This is a genomic window from Sorangiineae bacterium MSr11367 (genome assembly GCA_037157805.1).
GTDB classification, from domain to species: Bacteria; Myxococcota_A; Polyangia; order Polyangiales; family Polyangiaceae; genus Pendulispora; species Pendulispora rubella.
Genome location: CP089983.1, coordinates 4,514,382 through 4,535,070 on the forward strand (window position 1 = coordinate 4,514,382; position 20,689 = coordinate 4,535,070).

The 20,689-nt window shown below is 66.2% G+C and carries 11 protein-coding genes; 8 read left to right on the forward strand and 3 right to left on the reverse strand.

All coding sequences use genetic code 11. The annotated features are described in order from the left end of the window. Window positions 1-9: 9 nt before the first annotated feature. Together LVJ94_18065 and LVJ94_18070 are read left to right on the forward strand one after the other, a co-directional pair. Complete coding sequence (locus tag LVJ94_18065) at window positions 10-2,766, forward strand: glucosidase (protein ID WXB09127.1); 2,757 nt, start codon at window positions 10-12, stop codon at window positions 2,764-2,766. After that, on the forward strand, window positions 2,763-3,365 hold the full coding sequence (locus LVJ94_18070) for a class I SAM-dependent methyltransferase (GenBank protein WXB09128.1): 603 nt from the start codon (window positions 2,763-2,765) through the stop codon (window positions 3,363-3,365). Before LVJ94_18065 ends, LVJ94_18070 begins: the two co-directional genes overlap by 4 nt. 10 nt (window positions 3,366-3,375) lie before the next feature. Here the strand turns inward: LVJ94_18070 and LVJ94_18075 are convergent, their stop codons facing one another. Beyond that, the gene (locus tag LVJ94_18075; GenBank protein ID WXB09129.1) at window positions 3,376-4,326 is read right to left on the reverse strand and encodes a lysophospholipase; all 951 of its coding nucleotides are present in this window, start codon (window positions 4,324-4,326) and stop codon (window positions 3,376-3,378) included. Window positions 4,327-4,330: 4 nt separating this feature from the next. Beyond that, window positions 4,331-5,569, reverse strand: a complete 1,239-nt coding sequence (locus LVJ94_18080; protein ID WXB09130.1) for a class I SAM-dependent rRNA methyltransferase — start codon at window positions 5,567-5,569, stop codon at window positions 4,331-4,333. A gap of 34 nt (window positions 5,570-5,603) precedes the next feature. Here LVJ94_18080 and LVJ94_18085 point away from each other — a divergent pair, with 34 nt between their 5' ends. From LVJ94_18085 to LVJ94_18105, 5 genes are all read left to right on the forward strand, one after another. Continuing rightward, entirely contained in the window at window positions 5,604-7,160 is a 1,557-nt protein-coding gene (locus tag LVJ94_18085; GenBank protein ID WXB09131.1) for a LuxR C-terminal-related transcriptional regulator, read from the forward strand. Between the two features lie 80 nt (window positions 7,161-7,240). Then, window positions 7,241-8,269, forward strand: coding sequence for a fatty acid desaturase (locus tag LVJ94_18090; protein ID WXB09132.1), 1,029 nt, complete (start codon window positions 7,241-7,243; stop codon window positions 8,267-8,269). Beyond that, complete coding sequence (locus tag LVJ94_18095) at window positions 8,266-9,813, forward strand: NAD(P)/FAD-dependent oxidoreductase (GenBank protein WXB09133.1); 1,548 nt, start codon at window positions 8,266-8,268, stop codon at window positions 9,811-9,813. The genes LVJ94_18090 and LVJ94_18095 overlap by 4 nt, the downstream gene beginning before the upstream one ends. Then, entirely contained in the window at window positions 9,810-16,466 is a 6,657-nt protein-coding gene (locus LVJ94_18100) for an SDR family NAD(P)-dependent oxidoreductase (protein WXB09134.1), read from the forward strand. Before LVJ94_18095 ends, LVJ94_18100 begins: the two co-directional genes overlap by 4 nt. A gap of 7 nt (window positions 16,467-16,473) precedes the next feature. After that, complete coding sequence (locus LVJ94_18105) at window positions 16,474-17,406, forward strand: hypothetical protein (protein WXB09135.1); 933 nt, start codon at window positions 16,474-16,476, stop codon at window positions 17,404-17,406. Window positions 17,407-17,543: 137 nt separating this feature from the next. Here the strand turns inward: LVJ94_18105 and LVJ94_18110 are convergent, their stop codons facing one another. Continuing rightward, complete coding sequence (locus LVJ94_18110; GenBank protein ID WXB09136.1) at window positions 17,544-19,673, reverse strand: TonB-dependent receptor; 2,130 nt, start codon at window positions 19,671-19,673, stop codon at window positions 17,544-17,546. A gap of 385 nt (window positions 19,674-20,058) precedes the next feature. Between LVJ94_18110 and LVJ94_18115 the strand changes: the two genes are divergently transcribed. Beyond that, the gene (locus LVJ94_18115) at window positions 20,059-20,478 is read left to right on the forward strand and encodes a hypothetical protein (GenBank protein WXB09137.1); all 420 of its coding nucleotides are present in this window, start codon (window positions 20,059-20,061) and stop codon (window positions 20,476-20,478) included. Window positions 20,479-20,689: the final 211 nt, after the last annotated feature.

Here is a 20,689-nt window from a genome sequence, read left to right on the forward strand (position 1 = left end):
TCAGCAACGATGACCCGCCCGGTGCCTACCAAGAAAGAATGCGACCGCCTCCAGGAGGCCCACGCAGGGCGAAAATGGCGGCGTTGGGGCACATACCTCAGCTTGCGGCAGTGGGGGACCGTCCGAGAGGATTACTCCGCCGGCGGCGACGCCTGGCGCTACCTGACCTACGAGGACGCCATCGCGCGTGCGTATCGTTGGGGGGAGGACGGCCTTCTGGGTATTTCCGACAACCGCGGGCTCGTGCACTTCGCGCCAGCCTTGTGGAATGAAAGCGATCCCATCTTAAAAGAGCGCCTCTTCGGTCTCAGCGGGCCGGAAGGCAACCACGGCGAGGATGTCAAAGAGGTTTACTACTTCCTCGACGGCACCCCCACGCACTCGTACGCCAAGGCCATTTACAAATATCCGCAGCGGCGATTTCCCTGCGAGGACATCCGCGAGGCGGCTGCGCGTGCTGGCCGGAACGTCAGGGAGCCGGAGATTTGGGACTTCGGCGTCTTCGACGACGATGCGTACTTCGACGTGGTCGTGGAATACGCCAAGGTCGACGTCGAGGACGTGATCATCCGCCTCACGGTGACCAACCGCGGCCGCACCGCCGCGCCCGTGCACCTGTTGCCCACCATCTGGTTTCGCAACACGTGGAGCTGGCAGGAGCCCGTGCTCGAGGACAGCTTTTTCTGGGCCGAGTCACCGAAGCGTGGCCACCGGACCATCGCGATGCAGCAGACCCACCTCGGTGCGCGCCGCCTGTACATCGAGGCGCCGGCTCACCAGGCGAGCGAGGAAGGCCCCGAGCTTCTCTTTACCGAGAACGAGACGAACTTCGAGCTCCTCAATGGGACGCCGAATCGGACGCCGTACACCAAGGACGCGTTCCACCGCTACGTCATCGCGGGCGAAACCACCGCGGTGAACCCCGAAAAGCGCGGAAGCAAGGCGGCGGCGCACGTGCGCTGGGTGCTCGGTCCGGGTGAATCGAAGGTGATGCATCTTCGATTCACGGATACGCGCCTCGAGGCACCGTTTTCGGACATCGGTGCGCTCTTCGAGGAGCGCATCGCCGATGCCAATGCCTTTTACGACGGCATCATGCCGTGTGGACTCTCCCAGGAAGAGCGCGCCGTCTACCGCCAGGCGATGGCCGGTCTTCTATGGACCAAGCAATTTTACTACTTCGACGTGGACCGCTGGCTGCGCGGCGACCCGGCGTACCCTGCGCCGCCCCCGGAACGATTGAACGGGCGCAACAACGACTGGCGCAGCCTTTACAATAGCGAAATTCTATCGGTTCCCGACAAATGGGAATTCCCCTGGTACGCGGCCTGGGATCTCGCATTCCATTGTGTGCCCTTCGCGCTCATCGATGCGGAGTTCGCCCGCACGCAGCTGACGCTCTTGTTGCGTGAATGGTACATGCACCCCAACGGACGCCTGCCCGCCTACGAATGGGCCTTCGGCGACGTCAATCCGCCCGTCCACGCATGGGCCGCGCTGCGCGTCTACCAGATCGAGCGGCGCATGACCGGCCATCTCGATCGCCCCTTCCTGGAGAGCGTCTTTCATAAATTGATGTTGAACTTCACCTGGTGGGTGAATCGCAAAGACGCCGATGGGAAAAACGTCTTCGAAGGCGGCTTTCTCGGATTGGACAACATTGGTGTTTTCGACCGAAGCAATGCCTTGCCCGAGGGCGGCACGCTCGAACAGGCCGATGCCACGAGCTGGATGGGCATGTATTGCCTCAACCTCCTCAGCATGTCTCTGGAACTCGCGCGCGAGAATCCCAGTTACCAGGATGTGGCGAACAAGTATTTCGAGCACTTCCTTTACATCGCGCGCGCGATGAATGGGAATCCGTCCTCGCGATTCGGCAAGGACAAAAAAAAGGCCATGAAGGAGGGCGAGGATTCCGTTTGCCTCTGGGACGAGGAGGACGGCTTCTTCTACGACGTGCTCCGTCTGCCCGGCAATCAGTACGCGCCGCTCAAGGTGCGCTCGATGGTGGGCATCATTCCGCTCTTTGCGGTGGAGACCGTCGACGACGAGCTTTTGCAGCAGTTTCCTGCATTCGTCAAACGGGTGCGTTGGTTCGTGGTGAATCGGCCGGAGCTCGGCGCGTACCTGGCGCAGTTTCAAGGGTTCGGGCAGGCCGGGCCCGGGGGGCGGCACATTCTGTCGCTGGTGGGCCCCGAGCGCCTGGTGCGCATTCTGCGCCGCGTGCTCGACGAAAACGAGTTTCTCTCGCCTTACGGGATTCGCTCTTTGTCGCGTGTGCACCGCGACAAGCCGTATTCGCTGGCCATCAACGGCGCCATGCACCAAGTGGCTTACGAGCCAGGGGAATCGGGCAGCGGCCTCTTTGGCGGAAATTCGAATTGGCGCGGGCCGATTTGGTTTCCGGTGAATTACCTGCTCATCGAAGCGCTGCAGAAGTATCACCACTTCTACGGGGACGAGCTCAAGGTGGAATGCCCCACCGGCTCCGGAAAGTGGATGAATCTGTGGGACGTGAGCTCCGAGCTATCGCGCCGCCTGGCCAGCCTGTTTCTACGCGGCAAGGACGGGCGCCGCCCCATCGATGGATCGCAGGAGAAGCTCGAACGCGATCCGCATTTTCGCGATTATCTGATCTTTCCCGAATATTTCCACGGTGACACGGGCGCAGGTTTGGGGGCCAACCACCAGACGGGTTGGACCGCGCTGGTGGCCAAGTTGCTTCAGCAGAGTCCTCTGTGGCGCGAGCGCGAGAAGGAAAAATGACGACAAAGAGTGGTGGCGGTGAACGTTTCGACGAGGCTTATTACCAGCGCTTTTACGAATCCAAAGAGACGCGCGTTTACGGCAAAGACTCCATCGCCCACCTGGCGCGCGGCGTGACCGAGATGATTGCCTGGTACGGCGGCGACATTCGCTCGGTGCTGGACATCGGCGCGGGCACGGGCCTCTGGCGCGATTGGTTTGCCGCCAACAAGAAGAACGTGCACTACCTCTCCACCGAGGTCAGCGAACACGCGTGCAAAAAATACGGCCACAAGCAGTGCGATATTTCCGTATGGCGCACGCGCGAGCAATTCGATTTGGTCATCTGCCAAGGTGTTCTCCCGTACCTCGACGGCGACGCGGCTACACGGGCCATCGAGAACATTGCCTCCATGAGCAATGGCTTTCTCTATTTGGAAGCCGTGACCAAATACGACCTCGAGGAAATCTGCGATCGCGATTTCACCGACACCTCGCAGCGCGCACGCACCGCCAAATGGTACCGCACGCGCTTGGACAAGTTCTATACGCCGCTAGGGTGCGGGCTTTACTATTCCAAACGCGGGCATTTGACGTTCTACGAGTTGGAAAAAGCCTGATCCGTTTGGATCATCGCGCCAAAAGGAAGCTCGCCAGCTTGTCGAAGACTTTGTCCTGGCAGCCCGTCGACAGGAACAAATCGGCGTGGGCCATGGGGAAGGTGGGGTCGCCTACGGCGAGGAGCTCTTTGTCGTCGGAGCCGATGCTGTCGTAGGGGGCGCGGGCGGTTTCGGGGGGGACGATGCCGTCGTCGTTGGCCACGATGCACAAGAAGGGATGGTGCATGTCGGCGAGGGCGCGCGAGACGTTGACCCCGCGCAGGATGAGATCGCGTTCGGCCATCCAACGGGCGATGTCCATGTTGACGTAGGGGTTGGGATCTTCCACCGTCTGCACCATTGTGGCGGCTTGGCTCGTGTCGGTGGAGCTCGCGTTCATGTACACCGAGAGCACGCGTGGTGCGTATTTGGCGAGCACCGGGAGGGCCAGTCCGGCGAGTTTGCGCGTCCCGCGCAGGCGAACCAGTCCGATGAGGCGGCTCGAATAAAAGGCCGCGCGCACGGCGGGGTGGATCTTCACCCACGAGACCAAGCCGCCGACGTTCACCAGGCAGCGCACGGGCGCGTTCTTCGTGCGCGCCATGTAGCCGAACATCAATGCGGCACCCAGGCTGGCGCCGATGAGATCGATCTCCTTGGCGCCCGTCTTCGTGTGCGTCAGAACATGGTCGATGGCCACCGCGGTGTCGTCGACCATCTCGGCGAGGCCGTAGCGGTTGTTGCCGAAGGTGCGCTCCGAGCGGCCTTGCTCGCGCAGATCGACGCTCCACACTTCGATGCCGCGCGACGCGAGGTACTCCTCGAGCGAAAGGCCGTGGGGGTGAAAGCCGAAGATGAACGAGTTCATCCCGTAGCCGGGAACGATGAGGGCAGGGCGGCCTTTGGCAGGGCCGGTGGGCGCGATGCGCTTGAGGGAGAGGCGCCAGCCGGCGCCGTTGTCGATGCTGTAGAGTTCTGTCATCGCGTCATCCGAGAACGGCAAACTTGAGGTAACGCCCTTCGGGCCATGCCGGCAGGGTTGGATGGTCCGGCGGTGCGCCGTGATGCTCGAGAAGGCGCAGCTCGGTGCGGTTCGTGGCCGCGTCGTCGAGGGTCGTGAGGAAGCTCTCCGTGTCCACGTGGCTCGAGCAAGACGCCGCGCAGAAGATGCCGCCGGGGGCGAGCACCTCGGCGCACGCGCGGTGCAGGGCGCGGTAGGCGGCGAGGGCGCGGCCCAGCGATTTCTCGTTGGACGCGAAGCTCGGTGGATCGCTGATGACGAGGTCCCAGACCGTTCCGCGGCGCTTGGCGTCGGCGAGAAAGGCGAACGCGTCGGCGGTGACGAAGGCATGCGCGCCCGGCTCGACACCGGCCAAGCGAAAGCTCGCCTGGGCGGCGGCGTGCGCCCCGGCGGCGATGTCCACGCTGGTGACGTGCGTCGCCCCGCCCAGCGCGGCAAAGAGCGAGAAACCGCCCGCGTACGAAAAAAGATTGAGCACGCGCCGCCCCGGAGCGAGCCCGCCTGCGCGCCAGCGGTTTTCGCGCTGGTCGAGGAAGGCACCGGTCTTCTGGCCTTGGAGCACGTCCACCATGAAGCCGACGCCGTGCTCGCGCACCGCCACTCGCTCCTTGGGCTCGGGACCGCGCAACGTGGTCGCCTTTGCCGCGGAAGGCTTGCCTTCGCGCGCCTTTTTCCCCTCGCGCACGAGCAAGGTCTCGATGCCCAATTTTTCCAGTTCGGGCCAGGCGGCCTGCACGAACTCCTCCGCGCGTGCGGCCGCACCTTCTCCGTCGGTGCGGAGCACGGCCACGCGGTCGTAGCGGTCGAGCACGAAGCCTGGAAGGCGATCGCCCTCACCGTGCAAGAGGCGGTAGGCGTTGGTCTGGCCATCGGCGAAGAGGCGCGCGCGCACGGCGAACGCCGAGGCGATGCGCCGCGCGAACAGGGCGCGATCGATGCGCGTCTTCGCGCCATCGGCACCGGTGAAAAGGCGTGCGGCGATGGGGGACGCGGGATCGGCGAGGCCTCGGCCAAGCACGCTGCCATCCGGCGCCACCACCAGGACGTCTTGGCCGGGTTCGACACCCTCGAGGCCCCGCTGCACGGTTCGTTGCCATACCCACGGGTGCCCGCGGCGGAGTTTTTCAACCGCTGCGGCTCCGACCTCGAGGCGGCGGGCAGAAGGCGCGCCGACGTCGTCGGTCTTCGACTCGAGTTTTCTCATCCGTGTGTAACGTCTTACCTCAATCATGGACTTCATGAAATCGGCGCATCCGCTGCATCTCGCCGAGGTCCTCGCCGCGCTCTCGCTCGCCACGGACCTCGCGAACGATCAACCGTTCGAAACGAGCCTGCGCGCCTGCCTTCTCGCGACGGAGCTGGCCCGTGCGGCGGGCGCGAGCACAGAGGCCATCGCCGATGTGTACTACGCAGGATTACTCCGCTTCGTGGGCTGCACAGCCTTTTCGTCGGAGTGGGCGGGGGCGCTGGGCGGCGACGACAACGTGCTTCACAAGACCTTTGCCCCCATCGATGCGCGGCGCCCGGGCGAGCTTTTGCCGGCGGCCATCGGGCTTGGCAAGGGTCGCGGGCTCAAGCAACGCGTGCGCGCGGTGACGAATTTCGTGACCGGAGGGCCCGCGATCCTGACGGCGTTCGCGGCGAGCAATTGCGAGGCGGCGCTTCGCTTCGCCATGCGCCTCGACATGAGCGCCGGGGTGGTCGCCACCTTGGGTCAGATTTACACGCGATGGGACGGGCGCGGTTTCCCGCAAACGCTCGCCGAGGAAAGCATTGCCTTGCCGGCGCGCATCCTCCAAGTCGCGCGCGTGGCGGAGATTCACACGCGGGTTACGGGCCTCGCGCACGCGCGCTCGGTGCTGAAGACGCGCGCCGGCGGGCAGCTCGATCCGCACTTGGTCAAGGTGTTCACCCAGGAGGCCGAGGCGCTCCTCGCTCCGCTCGAGGGGCCATCGGTGTGGGACGCGGTGCTGGCCCGCGCCCCGTCGACGAATCCGTCGCGGGCGGGCATCGCGGAGGTGGCGCGCGCGTTTGCGGACTTCACCGATTTGAAGTCGGTGTATTCGGCGGGGCATTCGACGTCGGTGGCCGATCTCGCGGAGCGCGCGGCGAAGCATCTCGGTTTGGACGAGCCTGCGCGCGCGAACGTGCGCCATGCCGCGCTGTTGCACGATCTGGGAAGCGTGAGCGTGCCCGCGGGCATCTGGGAGAAAAAGGGCACGCTCACCACCGCCGAATGGGAGCGCGTCCGCTTGCATCCGTATTACACGGAGCGTGTGCTCTCGCGCTCGCCGCTGCTTTCCGAAGTAGCGACCTTGGCCGGCGCCCACCACGAACGGTGCGATGGCTCGGGCTATTCGCGCGGCACGCCCGCGGCGATGATCCCGCCCGATGCGATGGTGATCGCCGCCGCGGACTGCTACTGCGCCTTCCTCGAAGCGCGCCCGCACCGCCCCGCGCTCGGCGCCGCCGAGGCCGTGCGCGCCCTGCGCGCGGAGGTGACGCACCGCCGGCTCGAGGCAGAGATCGTCGAAGCCATCCTCGAGGCGGCCGGGCACGAGCGCCAACGCCGTCGCCAGACATGGCCGCGCGGCCTCAGCGATCGCGAAGTGGACGTGCTCCGCCGCGTGGCACGCGGATGTTCGAACAAGGACATCGCCGAGCAGCTCTCCATCTCGCCGCGCACGGTCCAACACCACGTTGCGCACATCTACGAGAAGATCGGCGTGTCCACGCGCGCGGGGGCCACGCTGTTTGCGAGCGAGCACGATCTGCTGGGCGTCCTCGCTGGGTAAGCCGCGCACCATAGGCACGATGGCCTATCGGTCTTTTGCGGCGGGCCGTCGTGCGCTGCGGCGCGTAAGTAACGAGAACCGTGAAGACACACGTCACCGACGTGGAGGCGGCGCGTGCTTACCAAGCGTCGACCCTCCCGAGCTTCGTGTACCTCTCGACGTCGCAGCGCCAACTCGTACGCGCCAAGGCGAAGCAGTGGATCGCATGGCGGCGCGCGCATCCAAGGCTGCACAACGCGGTGGGGATCGGCCTTCTGGCGTTTCTCTTCGCCTTCGATGCGTATGTCCTTTTGGAGTTGCCGCGGCAGCTGCCGCTCGATCTCGCGACGCGCAGCGGGATCGTGTTTGCGGCGCTCACGACCGGCTTCATCCACGGCTTTCTCGTGTGCAGCATCGTCACGTACAGCGTGCACGAAGGCGCCGCGCACGATCTCATCGTCGTGGGGAACGGCCCCGTCGTGCGGGTGCTGCGCGTTCTTGCCAACAACGCGTGCCGGTTGTTCCTCGCCGATCCGGACTACTACGCGGCCAGCCATTTCAAGCACCATCGCTGGCTCGGTACCGAGGAAGACGGCTCGTTCACCAACCATGTGCGACTGCGAAGGCTGCTCTTGGCCATCGTGCCCATGGCGCCGGTGTTCAGCCACTCGGACTACTTTCCGTGGCGTCCGCAGGAGCACACGCGGAGCCGGAAAATCTCGGCCGTGCTCACCAAACTGCACCTCGCGGTGTTCTTCTCCGCGATGACCTGGCGTTTCGGCGTCCTGTACGCGGTCATCTCGCTGCTCGTCATCGGGACGTGGATCAGTTTCGTTTTCGACCGCCTGCGTGAAAGCACCGAGCACCTGGGCATGCCGCTCGAGCGCATTCACGGCACGCGCGATTTTGGCCTGGGGCTTTGGGGGCTTTTGCTCGGCGGTGGTCCGTGGGGGCAGCCTTGCCATTTTTCGCACCACCTCGAGCCGGCATTGCCTTGGTACCACCAGCTCGCGTTGCACTTCTTTTTGCGGCGCATTTTGACCCCTCGGCAAAAGCGCCAGTTCTTCTTGCGCCCCGTCGTCGGATTTCCCGCGCTGCTGGTGCGGCTCGCACGCGGGAGGGCGCGATGACCAAATACGACGCCATCGTCATTGGCTCGGGCATCGGTGGTCTGGGCACGGCGGCCATGCTGGCGCGGCATGGCAAGAAGGTGCTCGTTCTGGAACGGCACTACGTGGCGGGCGGGCTCACGCACACGTTCCGGCGGCGCCAATTCGAATGGGACGTCGGGGTTCATTACCTGGGCCAGGTGCACGATCCCGAGCATCCGCTCCGCCGTGCCTTCGACTACGTGACCGGTGGCAAGCTCGCGTGGGCACCGATGGATCCGGTCTACGACCGCATGATCTTCGACGATGCGCGCTTCGAGTTTCGCACCGGCGTCGAAACACTGAAGGACGATCTCTCGCGCGCGTTTCCCAGCGAGGCTCGCGCGATTGGGTCGTACTTCGACACGGTCCGCCGTGCGGCACGTTCCGCGGACAAATTTTTCCTCCAGCGCATCGTCCCGAAGTGGCTCGGGTGGCTGCTGCATCCGGTACTCGGCCGCCCGTTTCAACGTTACGCCGGCCGGACCACGCTCTCCATGCTGCGCTCGTGGACGCGCAACGAGCGGCTCATTGGCGTCTTGACCGGGCAATGGGGCAATTACGGTCTTCCGCCCGAGCGAAGTAGTTTCGGCATGCACGCGCTCGTGGCGGACTACTACCTCGAGGGCGCGAGCTATCCGGTGGGGGGCGCCTCGCGGCTCGCGTCGACCATCATGCCGGTCATCGAGGCTGTAGGTGGCGACGTGTGGACGTCGACCCCCGTCGCGAACATCCTCGTGCGGGACGGAAAAGCCATCGGCGTCCGCACCGAGGCGGGCCTGGAGGTCTTCGCGCCGTGCATCGTCAGCAACGCCGGTGTGGAGACCACCTTGAACCAGCTCCTTCCCGTCTCGCCCCGCGCGGAGCGCTCCGCGTGTCCGCCGCCATCCACGGGCCACATCGCGCTCTACCTCGGGCTCTCCGGCACGGCGTCGGAGCTCGGCCTCGGCTCGAGCAACCTCTGGGTGCACGCCGGCTACGATCATGACGCGACCACGCGCGCCTTCGAGCGCAATCCGCAGGCGCCGTTTCCGCTGGTGTACATCAACTCGCCGTCGGCCAAGGATCCGGATTGGGAGCGCCGGCACCCGGGCATTTCCACGGTGGTGGCCATCGTTCCGGCGAGCTTCGCGCCGTTCGCGCGCTGGAGCGGAACACGATGGGCGAAACGCGGGCGTGAATACATCGACTACAAGGCGTGGCTCACGGAGCGCTTGCTCGCCATCGTGTGCCGCGAGCTCCCTGGGGTGAAGGGCCGCATTCTGCATCAGGAGCTTTCCACCCCGCTTTCGACGGTGCATTTCACCGGCCACGCGGCCGGCGCCATGTACGGCTTCGAGCATTCGCCGCAGCGATTCCACACGCGATGGCTGCGGTCGGCTTCCCCCGTTCCAGGGTTGTTCTTCGTGGGCCAAGACGTGGTGACCGTCGGCGTGGGCGCATCGCTCATGTCCGGCGTTCTCGCCAGCTCCGTGATCCTCCGGCGCAACGTGCTGGGGGACGTTCTTCGAGGAGGGTCGACATGAATCTGTATGGGCGTTTGCTGTGGAGTCTCGGCCGCGCGGCGACGAAGCCGCGCATTGCACCGCTCGAGACGAGCGTGACCACATGGCGGGTCCTCCCGGGCGATCTGGATCCGTTCGGCCACATGACCAACAGCCGCTACCTCGCCATGATGGACTTGGCGCGCATCGAGCACGTCATCCGCGCAGGCCTGCTGCGCCCCGCGCTGGAGAATCGGTGGATGGTGCCCGTGGGCTCGGCGTGCGTCGACTTCAAAGCGCCGCTGCGGCCTTTCGAGGCGTACGAGATTCACACCCGCGTGCTCTCCTGGGACGAGCGCTGGTTCTATTTGCAGCAAGACTTCCACCGCGCCTCGGGCGCCGCCGTAGGCTCCGGCTCCGTGAAGGTGACCTTCCGCGGGGCCGCTGGCACCGTGCCGCCCGACGAGGTGGTGCGCGCGGCGTTGGGATCCGTGCCCCCGCGCCCTCGGCTTGCGCGGGAAGCGGCCGCGCGGTTCGGGATCGAGCACCGCGAGCCCATCGCCATCGTGGGCATCGGCTGCCGTCTGCCGGGCGGCGCGCACGATCCCGAGGCGCTGTTCCGCCTGCTCTTGGATGGGCGCGACGGCATCGTGGACATTCCCGCGGACCGCTGGGACCCGCGCATGTACCACGATCCGAGCGGAAAAAGCCCGGGGCGTGCCTACGTGCACAAGGCGGGGCTGCTCGAAACGGACTTGCACGCCTTCGATGCCGCGTTCTTCGGCATCACGCCGCGCGAGGCGGTGAGCATGGACCCGCAACAGCGGCTGCTGCTCGAGACATCGTGGGAGGCGTTCGAGGACGCGGGCGTGGTGCCGAGCTCCGTGGCCGGCAGCCGCACCGGCGTCTTCGTGGGCGGCTTCATGACGGACAATTTGCTCGTCTTCTCGAACCCCGACAACCGCGAGCTCGTGTCCACGCACACGGCCACGGCCAGCACGCTGACCATGCTGTCGAATCGGCTGTCGTACTTCTACGACGTGCGCGGTCCCAGCGTGTCGATCGACACCGCGTGCTCGTCGTCCTTGGTGGCGCTGCACTACGCCTGCCAGAGTCTCTGGTCGAAGGAAAGCGACCGGGCGCTGGTCGCCGGCGTGAACGCGATCACCGTACCCGAGACGCACCTGACGATGGCCAAGGGGAAGTTCCTCTCGCCGACGGGGCGCTGCCACGCCTTCGACGCCAAAGCCGATGGCTACGTGCGCGGGGAGGGGGCGGCGGTGCTCCTGCTCGAACCGCTCTCCGTGGCCGAGCGCGAGGGCCATCGCATCTATGCCGTGATCCGCGGGACGGCCACGAACCAGGATGGGCGCACGGCCGGTATCTCGCTGCCCAGTGCCGAGGCGCAGATGGCGGTGATGCGCGAAGCTTACGCGGGCGCAGGGGTCGATCCGCGCACGGTGGTGTACGTGGAAGCCCACGGAACGGGCACGCCGGCGGGCGATCCCATCGAGGCGCGCGCGATCGGCACCGTCGTGGGGGCCTCGCGTGGCGATTCGGAGGCGTGCCTTCTGGGATCGGTGAAAACGAACCTGGGGCACCTCGAGGCGGCGGCCGGTGTGACGGGTGTGCTGAAAACTGCGCTGTGCTTGCAGCACGGCGTGGTGCCGCACCATCCGCACCTGGGGGAGGTCAACCCGGAGATCCCGCTGGGCGATCTCGGTCTGCGCATCCCCAGGACGCCGGAGCCGCTTCCTGCGCGCGACACCCCGCGCGTGGCCGGGGTCAACTCGTTCGGGTACGGCGGAAGCAACGCGCACGTGGTGCTGGAGGAGGCGCCTGCACGCGTATCCGTTGCGGAGGTCGGGGAGCGGCGCAGGCCGCACCTCTTGGCGCTCAGTGCGAAGTCGAAGGAGTCCCTCGCCGAGCTCGCGGGGCGCTATGCCGATCGGCTCGAGCGGGCGCGAAACGACGCGGAGGTCGCCGACATTTGCCGAAGCGCGGCCCTCCACCGCGAGCACCTCCGGCACCGATGGGCGCAGAGTGCCCACTCGGGCGCCGAGCTCGTGCCGGCGCTGCGCGCGGCGTCGTTCGAGGAGCACGGGGCCGCCGAGGCGGGCGGGCTGCTCTTCGTCTACACCGGCATGGGACCGCAGTGGTGGGGGATGGGGCGCGAGCTTTTCGCCGCCGAGCCGGCGTTTCGCCGTGCCGTGAAGGAGTGCGACGAAGCGTTTCGCGATGTCTCGGGCTGGTCGATCTGGGAAGAAATGGCCCGCGACGAGGGAACGTCGCGCATGCACCGCACCGAGGTGGCGCAGCCCGCGAACGCGGTGTTGCAGATAGCGCTGACCCGGCTTTGGGCGGAGTGGGGTGTCGTGCCCGACGCCGTGCTCGGGCACAGCGTGGGCGAGGTGGGGGCAGCCTATGCCTGCGGCGCGTTGGGTGTGCGCGAGGCCATGCGCGTCGCGTACCATCGCAGCCGCCTGCAACAGAGGCTCGCGGGGCGGGGAGGGATGCTCGCGGTGGGCTTAAGCGAGGATGCGGTGGTCCCTTGGCTGGGGCGCGCGGCCATCGCCGCCGTGAACAGCGAGGAGTCGGTCACCCTTGCCGGCGACGAACTGGAGCTCGCGCGCATCGCCCGCGATCTCGAGGCGGCCGGGCATTTCCAGCGCGCCCTGCGCGTGGACGTGCCGTACCACAGTCCGCTCATGGACGAGATCGAGGCGCCGCTTTCGAGCGCGCTCGAGGCGCTTCGGCCAAAGGAGGCGGCCATCCCGCTCTATTCGACGGTCACGGGGGCGCGGCTCGAGGGCGAGCCGCTCGACGGTCGCTACTGGTGGCGCAACGTTCGGCAGGCGGTTCGGTTTGCCAGCGCGTTCCAGCAGGCCGTGCGCGCAGGGCACACCACATTCGTCGAGGTGGGACCGCACCCGGTGCTGGCCACCTCGATGCGCGACGTGCTGCAGAGCAGCCGCGCCGAGGGCGAGCTGGCGGCCTCGCTGGTGCGCAAGGCCCCCGAGCTCGAGACGATGGCCCGCGCGCTCGCGCGCGTGCACGGGGCGGGGCATGCGCCGTCGTTCCGCGCCTACTTCGGCCCGGGCCCGTACGTGCCGATCCCCACGTACGCCTGGAACCGCAAGGTCTTCTGGCACGAGGGCGACCGCACGCGCCGCAAGCGGCAGGTCGACGTGCGGCACCCGCTGATCACGCACCACGAGAAGGCGCCCGTGCCCACGTGGACCGCGGAGCTCAACCTCGGTGCCACTCCGTACCTCTTGGACCACATCGTGGCGGACACCGTGGTCTTTCCTGCTGCGGGCTACATCGAGATGGTGCTCGCTGCACGCGCGATGCACGCGGGCGAGCCATCGTGCTCCATCGAGCAGCTCGAATTTCCCACGGCGGCACCCCTTCGCGAGGACGAGGTGCCGCGGCTCGTGCTGCGCTTTTCGACGGAGACCGCGAGCTTCTCCATCCATGGCGAGGACGAGTCGCTGCGCAGCCGTGGCAAGCTGTTTTCCCCGGGTCGTGCGGCGCCTGCGCTCGATGTCCAAACACTCGCCGCGCGGCTGCCCGAGGCCGTCTCCGCGTCGGACCTGTACGCGTCGCTCGCGCGGCGCGGCCTGCGCTACGGCCCCGCGTTTCGCGGCGTCGAGCGCGTGCAACGCGGCACGCACGAGTTGCTCGCGTGGCTCTCGCTCCCCGAGGGCCTCAACGAGGACGGCTACCACCTGCACCCCGTGTTGCTCGATGCGGCGCTTCACAGTGTCCTGGCGCTGGCACCGAACGAGGATGGCGCACACGACATCGTGCCCGTGGCCATCGATCGCGTGCACGTTGCCGGCACACCGGGGCGCCGTCTCCTGGCTTACGGCCGGCTTGGCGCTCCACGGCGGGGCCAACTCCGTGCGGACGTCACCTTGGCGCGCGAGGACGGCTCGGTGGTGGCCGAGATCACCGGCCTCGCCTGCCGCATGCTGCCCACGGCGTCGCGTGAAAGGGCGCACCTGGCCTCGCTCTACCACGCGCGCACCTGGGAACGCGTCGCGCCGGTCTCCGAGTCGGGGCCTCGCGATCCATCGTTGTGGATCGTCCTCGACGACGGCGTGCCGGAATTGCCCCAGCTCGAGCTGCTCACCCCGTCGTCCGGGATCCGCGTGCTCGATCTCCGCGCCTGCGCGAGCCTTCCTCCCGACGGCCGAGATCCCGTTGCCCGCGGTGCCGACCGCGCGGGGGCGCTGGTGCAGACGCTTCGCGGCATCGCGCACGGCCGCGTGGTCCGCTATTACGTGGCGACCCGCGGCGCCGAGGCCGTCCTGCCAAGCGATGGCCCGCCCGATGTCTCGCTGGCGCCGCTGCTCGGCCTCGCCCGCACGGCGATGACCGAGCGCCCCGATCTCCATCTCACCCTCGTCGATCTCGAGTCCGTGCCCAGCGATCCTCTCGCGCTGACGGCGTGGTTGCGCACCTTGGGCGAGGAGCAAGAGCTGGCCCTGCGCGGAGGCGAGGCGTACGCGGTCCGCGTGCGGGGCTGCGCGCCTCCGCTGCCGCCTCCGCCCGAGCGCATCCTCCCCGCCGAGGGCAGCGGTTACGCGATCGCCCTTGCTCAACCAGGCCGCATCGACTCCCTCGGCTTCGTCGCCCACGGGCGGCGGGCACCGGGACCCGGCGAGGTGGAAATCGAGGTGGAAGTCTCGGCGCTCGGCTTCAAGGACGTCATGAAGGCGCTCGACCTCCTTTCCGATCGCATCAAGGAGAACACCTACTTCGGCGACTCCATGGGCATGGAGGGCTCCGGTCGCATCGTGCGCATCGGCCCCGGCGTCACCGAGTTCGCCCCCGGCGATCGGGTCTACGGCGTGGCGCCGCACTTCCTGAACTCGCACGTGGTCCTCGAGGAAAACCGGGTCGTGAAGCTCCCCGACTCCGTCGGCTTCGAGGAAGGCTCGAGCCTCATGCCGCTCATGACCGTCCACCACGGCCTCGTCGACATCGCGCGCATCCGCCCGGGTGAGCGCGTGCTCGTTCACAGCGCCACGGGTGGCGTCGGCCTCTCGGCCATCGAGGTCGCCCGCTTCTTCGGGGCCGAGGTCATCGCCACCGCAGGCACCCCCGAAAAGCGTCGGTACCTGCGCGAGCGCGGCATCACCCACGTCAGCCCATCGCGCGACATCGGTTTCGCCGACGATGTGCGCGCCATCACCGGCGGTCGCGGTGTCGACGTCGTGCTCAACTTCACACCCGGCGAGATCATGGTGAAGAGCTTGGCGTGCCTCGCGCCGTTCGGACGCTTCATCGAGCTCGGCAAAATGAGCTTCGACCAGGATGCCGCCCTCCAGCTGCGCCCCTTCAACGAGAACCTTCTGTACGCGGCCATCGACTTCGATCGCATCTTCGAGGCCAAGCCCGACATGGTCCGCGTTCTCGCGCGCACCGTGCTCGAACACATCGCCCGAGGCGATTTTCGCCCGCTCCCCTCCACGTCGTTCCCCGCGAGTCGGGTGGACGATGCCTTTCACACGATGGCGCGGTCCAAGCACATCGGCCGGGTATGCGTCCAACCGAAGGATCCCGATCTCCGCGTGGTGCCGGCCCCGCGAAGTACGCGTTTCTCCGAGGGCGCGAGCTACCTGGTGACCGGTGGCCTCGGCGGCTTTGGGTTGGAGGTGGCACGCTGGCTGGTCGGGCACGGCGCGCGTCACCTCGCACTCGTCGGGCGTCGCGGCGAGGACACGCCCGGTGCGCGGCTGGCGCTGACCGAGCTTCGCGCGCGCGGAGCCGAGGTTCGCGTGTTCGCAGCCGATGCCGGTGCCCAGGTGCAGGTGCAGGAAGTCGTTGATACCGTTCGCCGGTCGATGCCGCCGCTTCGAGGTGTCGTGCATGCCGCCGCGGTTCTCGAGGACTGCCCACTGGACGCGCTGGACCGCGGTTCGCTCGATCGGGTGCTCTCCGCGAAGGCCCGCGGTGCGTGGAACCTGCACCTTGCCACCGAGCACGCGGCGCTCGACTTCTTCGTGCTGTTCTCGTCGGTGGCAGCCCTCGTTGGAAATGCCCACCAAGGCAACTACGTGGCCGCGAATACCTTTTTGGATCAGCTCGCAATCCATCGGCGCAAGCTCGGCCTGGTCGCGACGAGCATCCAATGGGGCGCGCTCGCCGAGGCGGGTATGGTCGCGCGCCACGACGCTACGGCGAAGCATCTGGAGAGCTTGGGCATCCGCGGCCTCACGACGGACGACGCGCTCGCGGCGCTCGGAGCGATGCTCGATGCGTCACCCGAACCGATGGCCGTGGCCGACGTCGATTGGACGAAGCTTCTCGCGCAGATGGACGGTCGCGCTGGCGCCCGACGATTTGGCGCCCTAGCGGCGCCTGCGGTCGCCGAGGGGCAGGCGAACGGTCGCGCCGGCGTGTTCTTCGCGTCCATGGGCGGGTTGGACGAGGAGGCGGCGCTTTCGCACATGACGTCGCTCGTCGTGGGCAGTGTCGCCGGTGTGATGCGTCTACCTGCGGCGGAGCTCGACCCGGGTGTACCGCTTCGCGATCTCGGAATGGACTCCACGCTTGCGTTGGAGATCGTCACCGAGCTCGAAAAGTCGACCGGCATGAAGCTGCCTACGCTGACCGTCGCCGGCGGTCCACCGGCCTCGCAGATCGCGTCAGCGCTGCTCGCGCGAGGGCGTGCAGTGATATAGTCGTCTCATGCGAGCGACCATCGTTTGGGCATGGGGGGCGGCGTTTGCGCTCGTGTCGTTCTCCAGCGGTTGCAAGAAAAGCGAATCCGAGAGCAAGCCACCGCCCGCGGCCAGCGCATCTGCCGCATCGGGCGCGGCCAGCGCATCGGCGCCGGAGCCCTCCGCATCGACAGCGGCGTCGCCGCCGGCGAAATCCGGCAACATGGCCCATTGCCCGAGCAGTGTGGCGGGGGCCAAAACCGAGATTCAAGATGGCAAAGACGCGGTCACCGTCAAGGTGACGGCCACGGATCCTGCGGCCGTGAGCGACATCCGCGCCCGCGCCAAGGTCCTCACGGAGCAGGCGAGCAAGGCCGCCCAAGAGGTGAAGCACACGGGCAGCGGGGAGGGCGGCGGCGCCTTCGGCCGCTGTCCGGTGGTGATGCGCAACACGGCGGTCACGGCCGCGGACATCGAGAATGGCAGCGCCATCACGGTGAAGCCGAGCGAACCCAAAGAGCTCGACTGGCTGCGCCGCGAATCGCGCGACCGCCTTGCCGAATTGGCCAAACCGGGTGCGGAGTCCGCCGGCCAAGGCAAAATGGCCCATTGCCCGAGCGCCGTCCAAGGTACGAAAACGACGGTCAAAGACACCAAGGACGGCGTCGACGTCACCGTGGTCGCCGCCAAAGCCAAAGACGCCGACACGGAAAAAGAGATCCGCGAGCGCGCCAAAGCGTTGGTCGAAGCCTCCAAGCAAGATCCCGCCAGCGTGCACCACACGGGCTCGGGCACCGGCGGTGGCGGCTTCGGCCGCTGCCCCGTCGTCCTGAAGGACACCACGGTCACCGCCAAAGACACCCCCGGCGGCACCACCTTCAGCGTCAAAGCCTCGAGCGCCACCGCCGTCGCCGACCTCCGCAAAGAGGCCAAGTCCCGCTCAGCCAACTTCACGCACTGAGATTTGGATTCACAGGAAGACGGGAAGGGAACCTGCGCGCGAGCCACGGAACGCTTTTTCTTGTGGGTTTTCAGTTGGCTCACTGAGCCGATTGAAACAAAAAAACTTCCCGTCTTCCCGTCTTCCTGTGAATCTCTCTATTCGTCCGTGTGGCGCGTGCCGTCATAATCCCAGCGCACCCCTAGGATGAATTGACGGAACCCTCCCGCGAAAATGCCCTCGGGCCGGCGCGCGAGGATGTGCACGTCGTCGAACGCGTTCTTCACGAGGAAGCGCACCGAAAGGCCCGTGGGCGCGTGCTTGTAGCGCACGGCGAAGTCCACCCGGTGGGCGCCGGGGATGCGGCCGGTGCGGCCGGTGATGTCTTCCGGAACCGTGTTCGCGGGATCCGTGTACATGGCATCGACGTAGTTGTACGCCGCCTCGGCCATCACGCCGGCATAGCCCACGTCGAGGTTCGTCGAGAACGTGTGCAACGGTGCATAGGGCAGGGCATTCCCATCGTAGGCACCGCCCACGAAGGTCGCGCGCGCGAGGGTGTACCTTGCGCCCCAGTCCAGCTCGACGGGAAGCTTCATCATCTTGCCCATCGCCAGCGAACCCACCGCCTCGACCCCGAGGTGACGCGTGGTGCCGCCGTTGATCAATTCGGTGACCCCGCCCTCGCTCGACGAAATTAGCTGATTCTGAAAATTCGACAAGAAGCCCGTAATTTCGAATCGGTTTCGGATTTTGTCGACGAACCGCGCACCGGCTTCGTAATTGATGCTGCGCTCCGAATCGAGCTGCAAATCTTCCCCCTTGGGGCTGATCGAACTCGTGACCCGCGGCGGCGCAAACCCCACGTGCAGTCCACCGAACACGTGTGCCTGCCGCGATCCGTAAATCATCCCGATTCCCGGTACCACCGCCGTCGCCCGGCTATCGCCCTTCACATCGCGATCCGTGCCCTGGCGTGTCGTTCTCCGTGTAAATTCCGCATGCTCGACGCGAAGGCCCGGCGTCACCAAAAGATCCTCGCGAAAGGCCAGCCGATCCTGCACGTACGCCGACAGCGCGCCCGTGGAGTGAAACTCCTCGCTCATCAGCGCGCCGGCCTCCGACGTGGGAAAGTCTCCCGCGCGCTGCTGGTAGTGCGCTCGCTCGAACAACAGACGCGCGCCCACGTCGAACGTGTGCGCCACGGGCCCCGTCCGAACGCGGTGCTCGACCCGCGGCTCGACGCCGGCCACATCGTAACTCCGATCCAAAATGGTATTCGTCTGCTTGAAATAAATCGCACCGCCGGGCACGGCCACATCGCCCACGATATGGTCGTAGGCTACCCCCGCCTGCGGTGTGCGCGCATAATCCTGGCGCCGCCAGAGTCGCGACGTGGTGTACGCGTACAGCAGCGTTTTCAATTTCGTATCCTTGGAAAACCGCTGCTCGTGCGTCAGGGATACATCGTAACGACGTAGCCCGAGATGGTCATACGGGGCCAAGGTCGTGCGCCGTGGATCGATCTGGAACATCGCCCGGGTGAGCCCCACATCGTCCGAGTCGGCGCGGTCGTCGTGCAAACCGATTTTCAACGTGGCCTGTCCATTCGGCGACGTTTGAAATATCACTTTGCCGAAGACGTCTACCGATTTGAAGGCTTGGGCGCGCAACCCGTCTCCCTCTTTGTAGAAGCCCTGCACGATGTACCGGGTCGAACCGATGGAGTCGCCCCAGCTCAGCATGCCGCGGCGGTATCCAAAGCTGCCGCCCTCGGCGTCCACCATGGCGTGCGGCTTGTCGGGGGGCATCACCGTCAGAAAGTTGATGACACCGCCCACCGTCTGCGGACCAAAGAGAATGCTCCCGCTGCCCTTGACCACCTCCAGCCCGCGCATGCGCTCGATGGGCGGCGAATAATAGAGATCCGGCTCCGCATACGGATTGATGGCCACCGGAATCCCATCTTCGAGGATCAACACGCGCCGGCTGCGCCCGGGATCCAATCCGCGAAGGCCGATGTCGAGGCGCAGCCCCGCGCCATAATCCTGTCGCGCGGTCAGACCGGGAACACGTTGCAGCATCTCCGCCGCATCGTACGGCTGGGCGCGGTCGAGGTCCGTCTGGGTCACCAAATGGCCGGAGCCGGGGATCTTTTGCAGCGAATCGGCCTTGTCGCCAATGACCCGCACCTCGGGTACGTCGTCGTTCTTCGCGCGTGCGGTTTGCGCGAACGCGGCGGGCGCCCCCAGAATCAGCGCGCACCCGAAGAAGAACGCGATTCTCACGGTACCTTGCAGACATGCATGTTGTTGCATCCGGGTGAGGGGACAGGACACTCTCCGTCGCTTTTGCATGATTTGCTGCAATGAGGCCCTTTGGCGTTGAACGGAAAGCACAGGCCCGTTTCGCATTGTTCGTTCACGTCGCACGGTTGTAGAAATGGCAATTTGCCGCCCGCGTCTTGCCCGGCGTCCGTGCCGCCATCCTCCGCACTGCCATCCGTGGCGAGTCCGGGAATGGTGCCGCTGCAATCGCAGGCGCCATAGTCATTCTCCTGTTCGAGGCATGCCGCCAAACCGCCTCGGCCATTGTCGCATGCGCATGCGCGGTAGTCGCCTCGGTAGCATGTGTGCTCATCGCGGCTCGTGCACGAGACGATGCACGCGAGAAGTGCTGCCGCCACCCAGTCAATCGCATCGCGCCATCGCATATCTCCTATTGTTACTTCAAAAACTGCGCCTCATCATCTGGATATCTTTTTGCTTCGGCACGGGCATGAAAAAGCAAATCTTCTACGTGCTGATCATGCCCTTTGCTCTGCTGGCCTGCGGGAGCGACGACGAAGGACCTTCTACGTCCAAACCCGATAAACCCACTACGTCCAATCCCGACAAAGGTGGTGGCGACGCGTTTGGGCAATCGTGCGCACAAGCAGGCGATCCGGGCGATTGCCCCGTCCCGCATGTTTGCCACGACTTTCCAAAGAAGGGAGGCCTGCGCTGCACTCTCCACTGCTCCGTCACGACACAAGATACCGATTGTCCACAAACCAAGAAATGCGGCGGCAACGATCTCTGCTCGGTGCCCTGAGCCTTTGCCGGCCCACTGGGGTGCGCCGGATCCATCCGTAAGAAACACGAATACGTCCACCTGGGGGACCGATGAACCAGTCTCTGGATCTTGTTACACCGATGTTCCACCAAATCGCGCAAAGCTTCACCTGTGAGGCGCTGGCGCGGATAGCATGCGGTCACGAAAGCCTTACGAATTTCGCGTGGCGCGCACGGTGTAACAACGACGG

What these genes read in the sequence shown, in the direction of transcription:
- LVJ94_18065 (WXB09127.1), top strand. Translation starts at nt 10, where the DNA reads ATGACCCGCCCGGTGCCTACCAAGAAAGAATGCGACCGCCTCCAGGAG.
- LVJ94_18070 (WXB09128.1), top strand. Translation starts at nt 2,763, where the DNA reads ATGACGACAAAGAGTGGTGGCGGTGAACGTTTCGACGAGGCTTATTAC.
- LVJ94_18075 (WXB09129.1), bottom strand. Translation starts at nt 4,326, where the DNA reads ATGACAGAACTCTACAGCATCGACAACGGCGCCGGCTGGCGCCTCTCC.
- LVJ94_18080 (WXB09130.1), bottom strand. Translation starts at nt 5,569, where the DNA reads ATGAGAAAACTCGAGTCGAAGACCGACGACGTCGGCGCGCCTTCTGCC.
- LVJ94_18085 (WXB09131.1), top strand. Translation starts at nt 5,604, where the DNA reads ATGAAATCGGCGCATCCGCTGCATCTCGCCGAGGTCCTCGCCGCGCTC.
- LVJ94_18095 (WXB09133.1), top strand. Translation starts at nt 8,266, where the DNA reads ATGACCAAATACGACGCCATCGTCATTGGCTCGGGCATCGGTGGTCTG.
- LVJ94_18100 (WXB09134.1), top strand. Translation starts at nt 9,810, where the DNA reads ATGAATCTGTATGGGCGTTTGCTGTGGAGTCTCGGCCGCGCGGCGACG.
- LVJ94_18105 (WXB09135.1), top strand. Translation starts at nt 16,474, where the DNA reads ATGCGAGCGACCATCGTTTGGGCATGGGGGGCGGCGTTTGCGCTCGTG.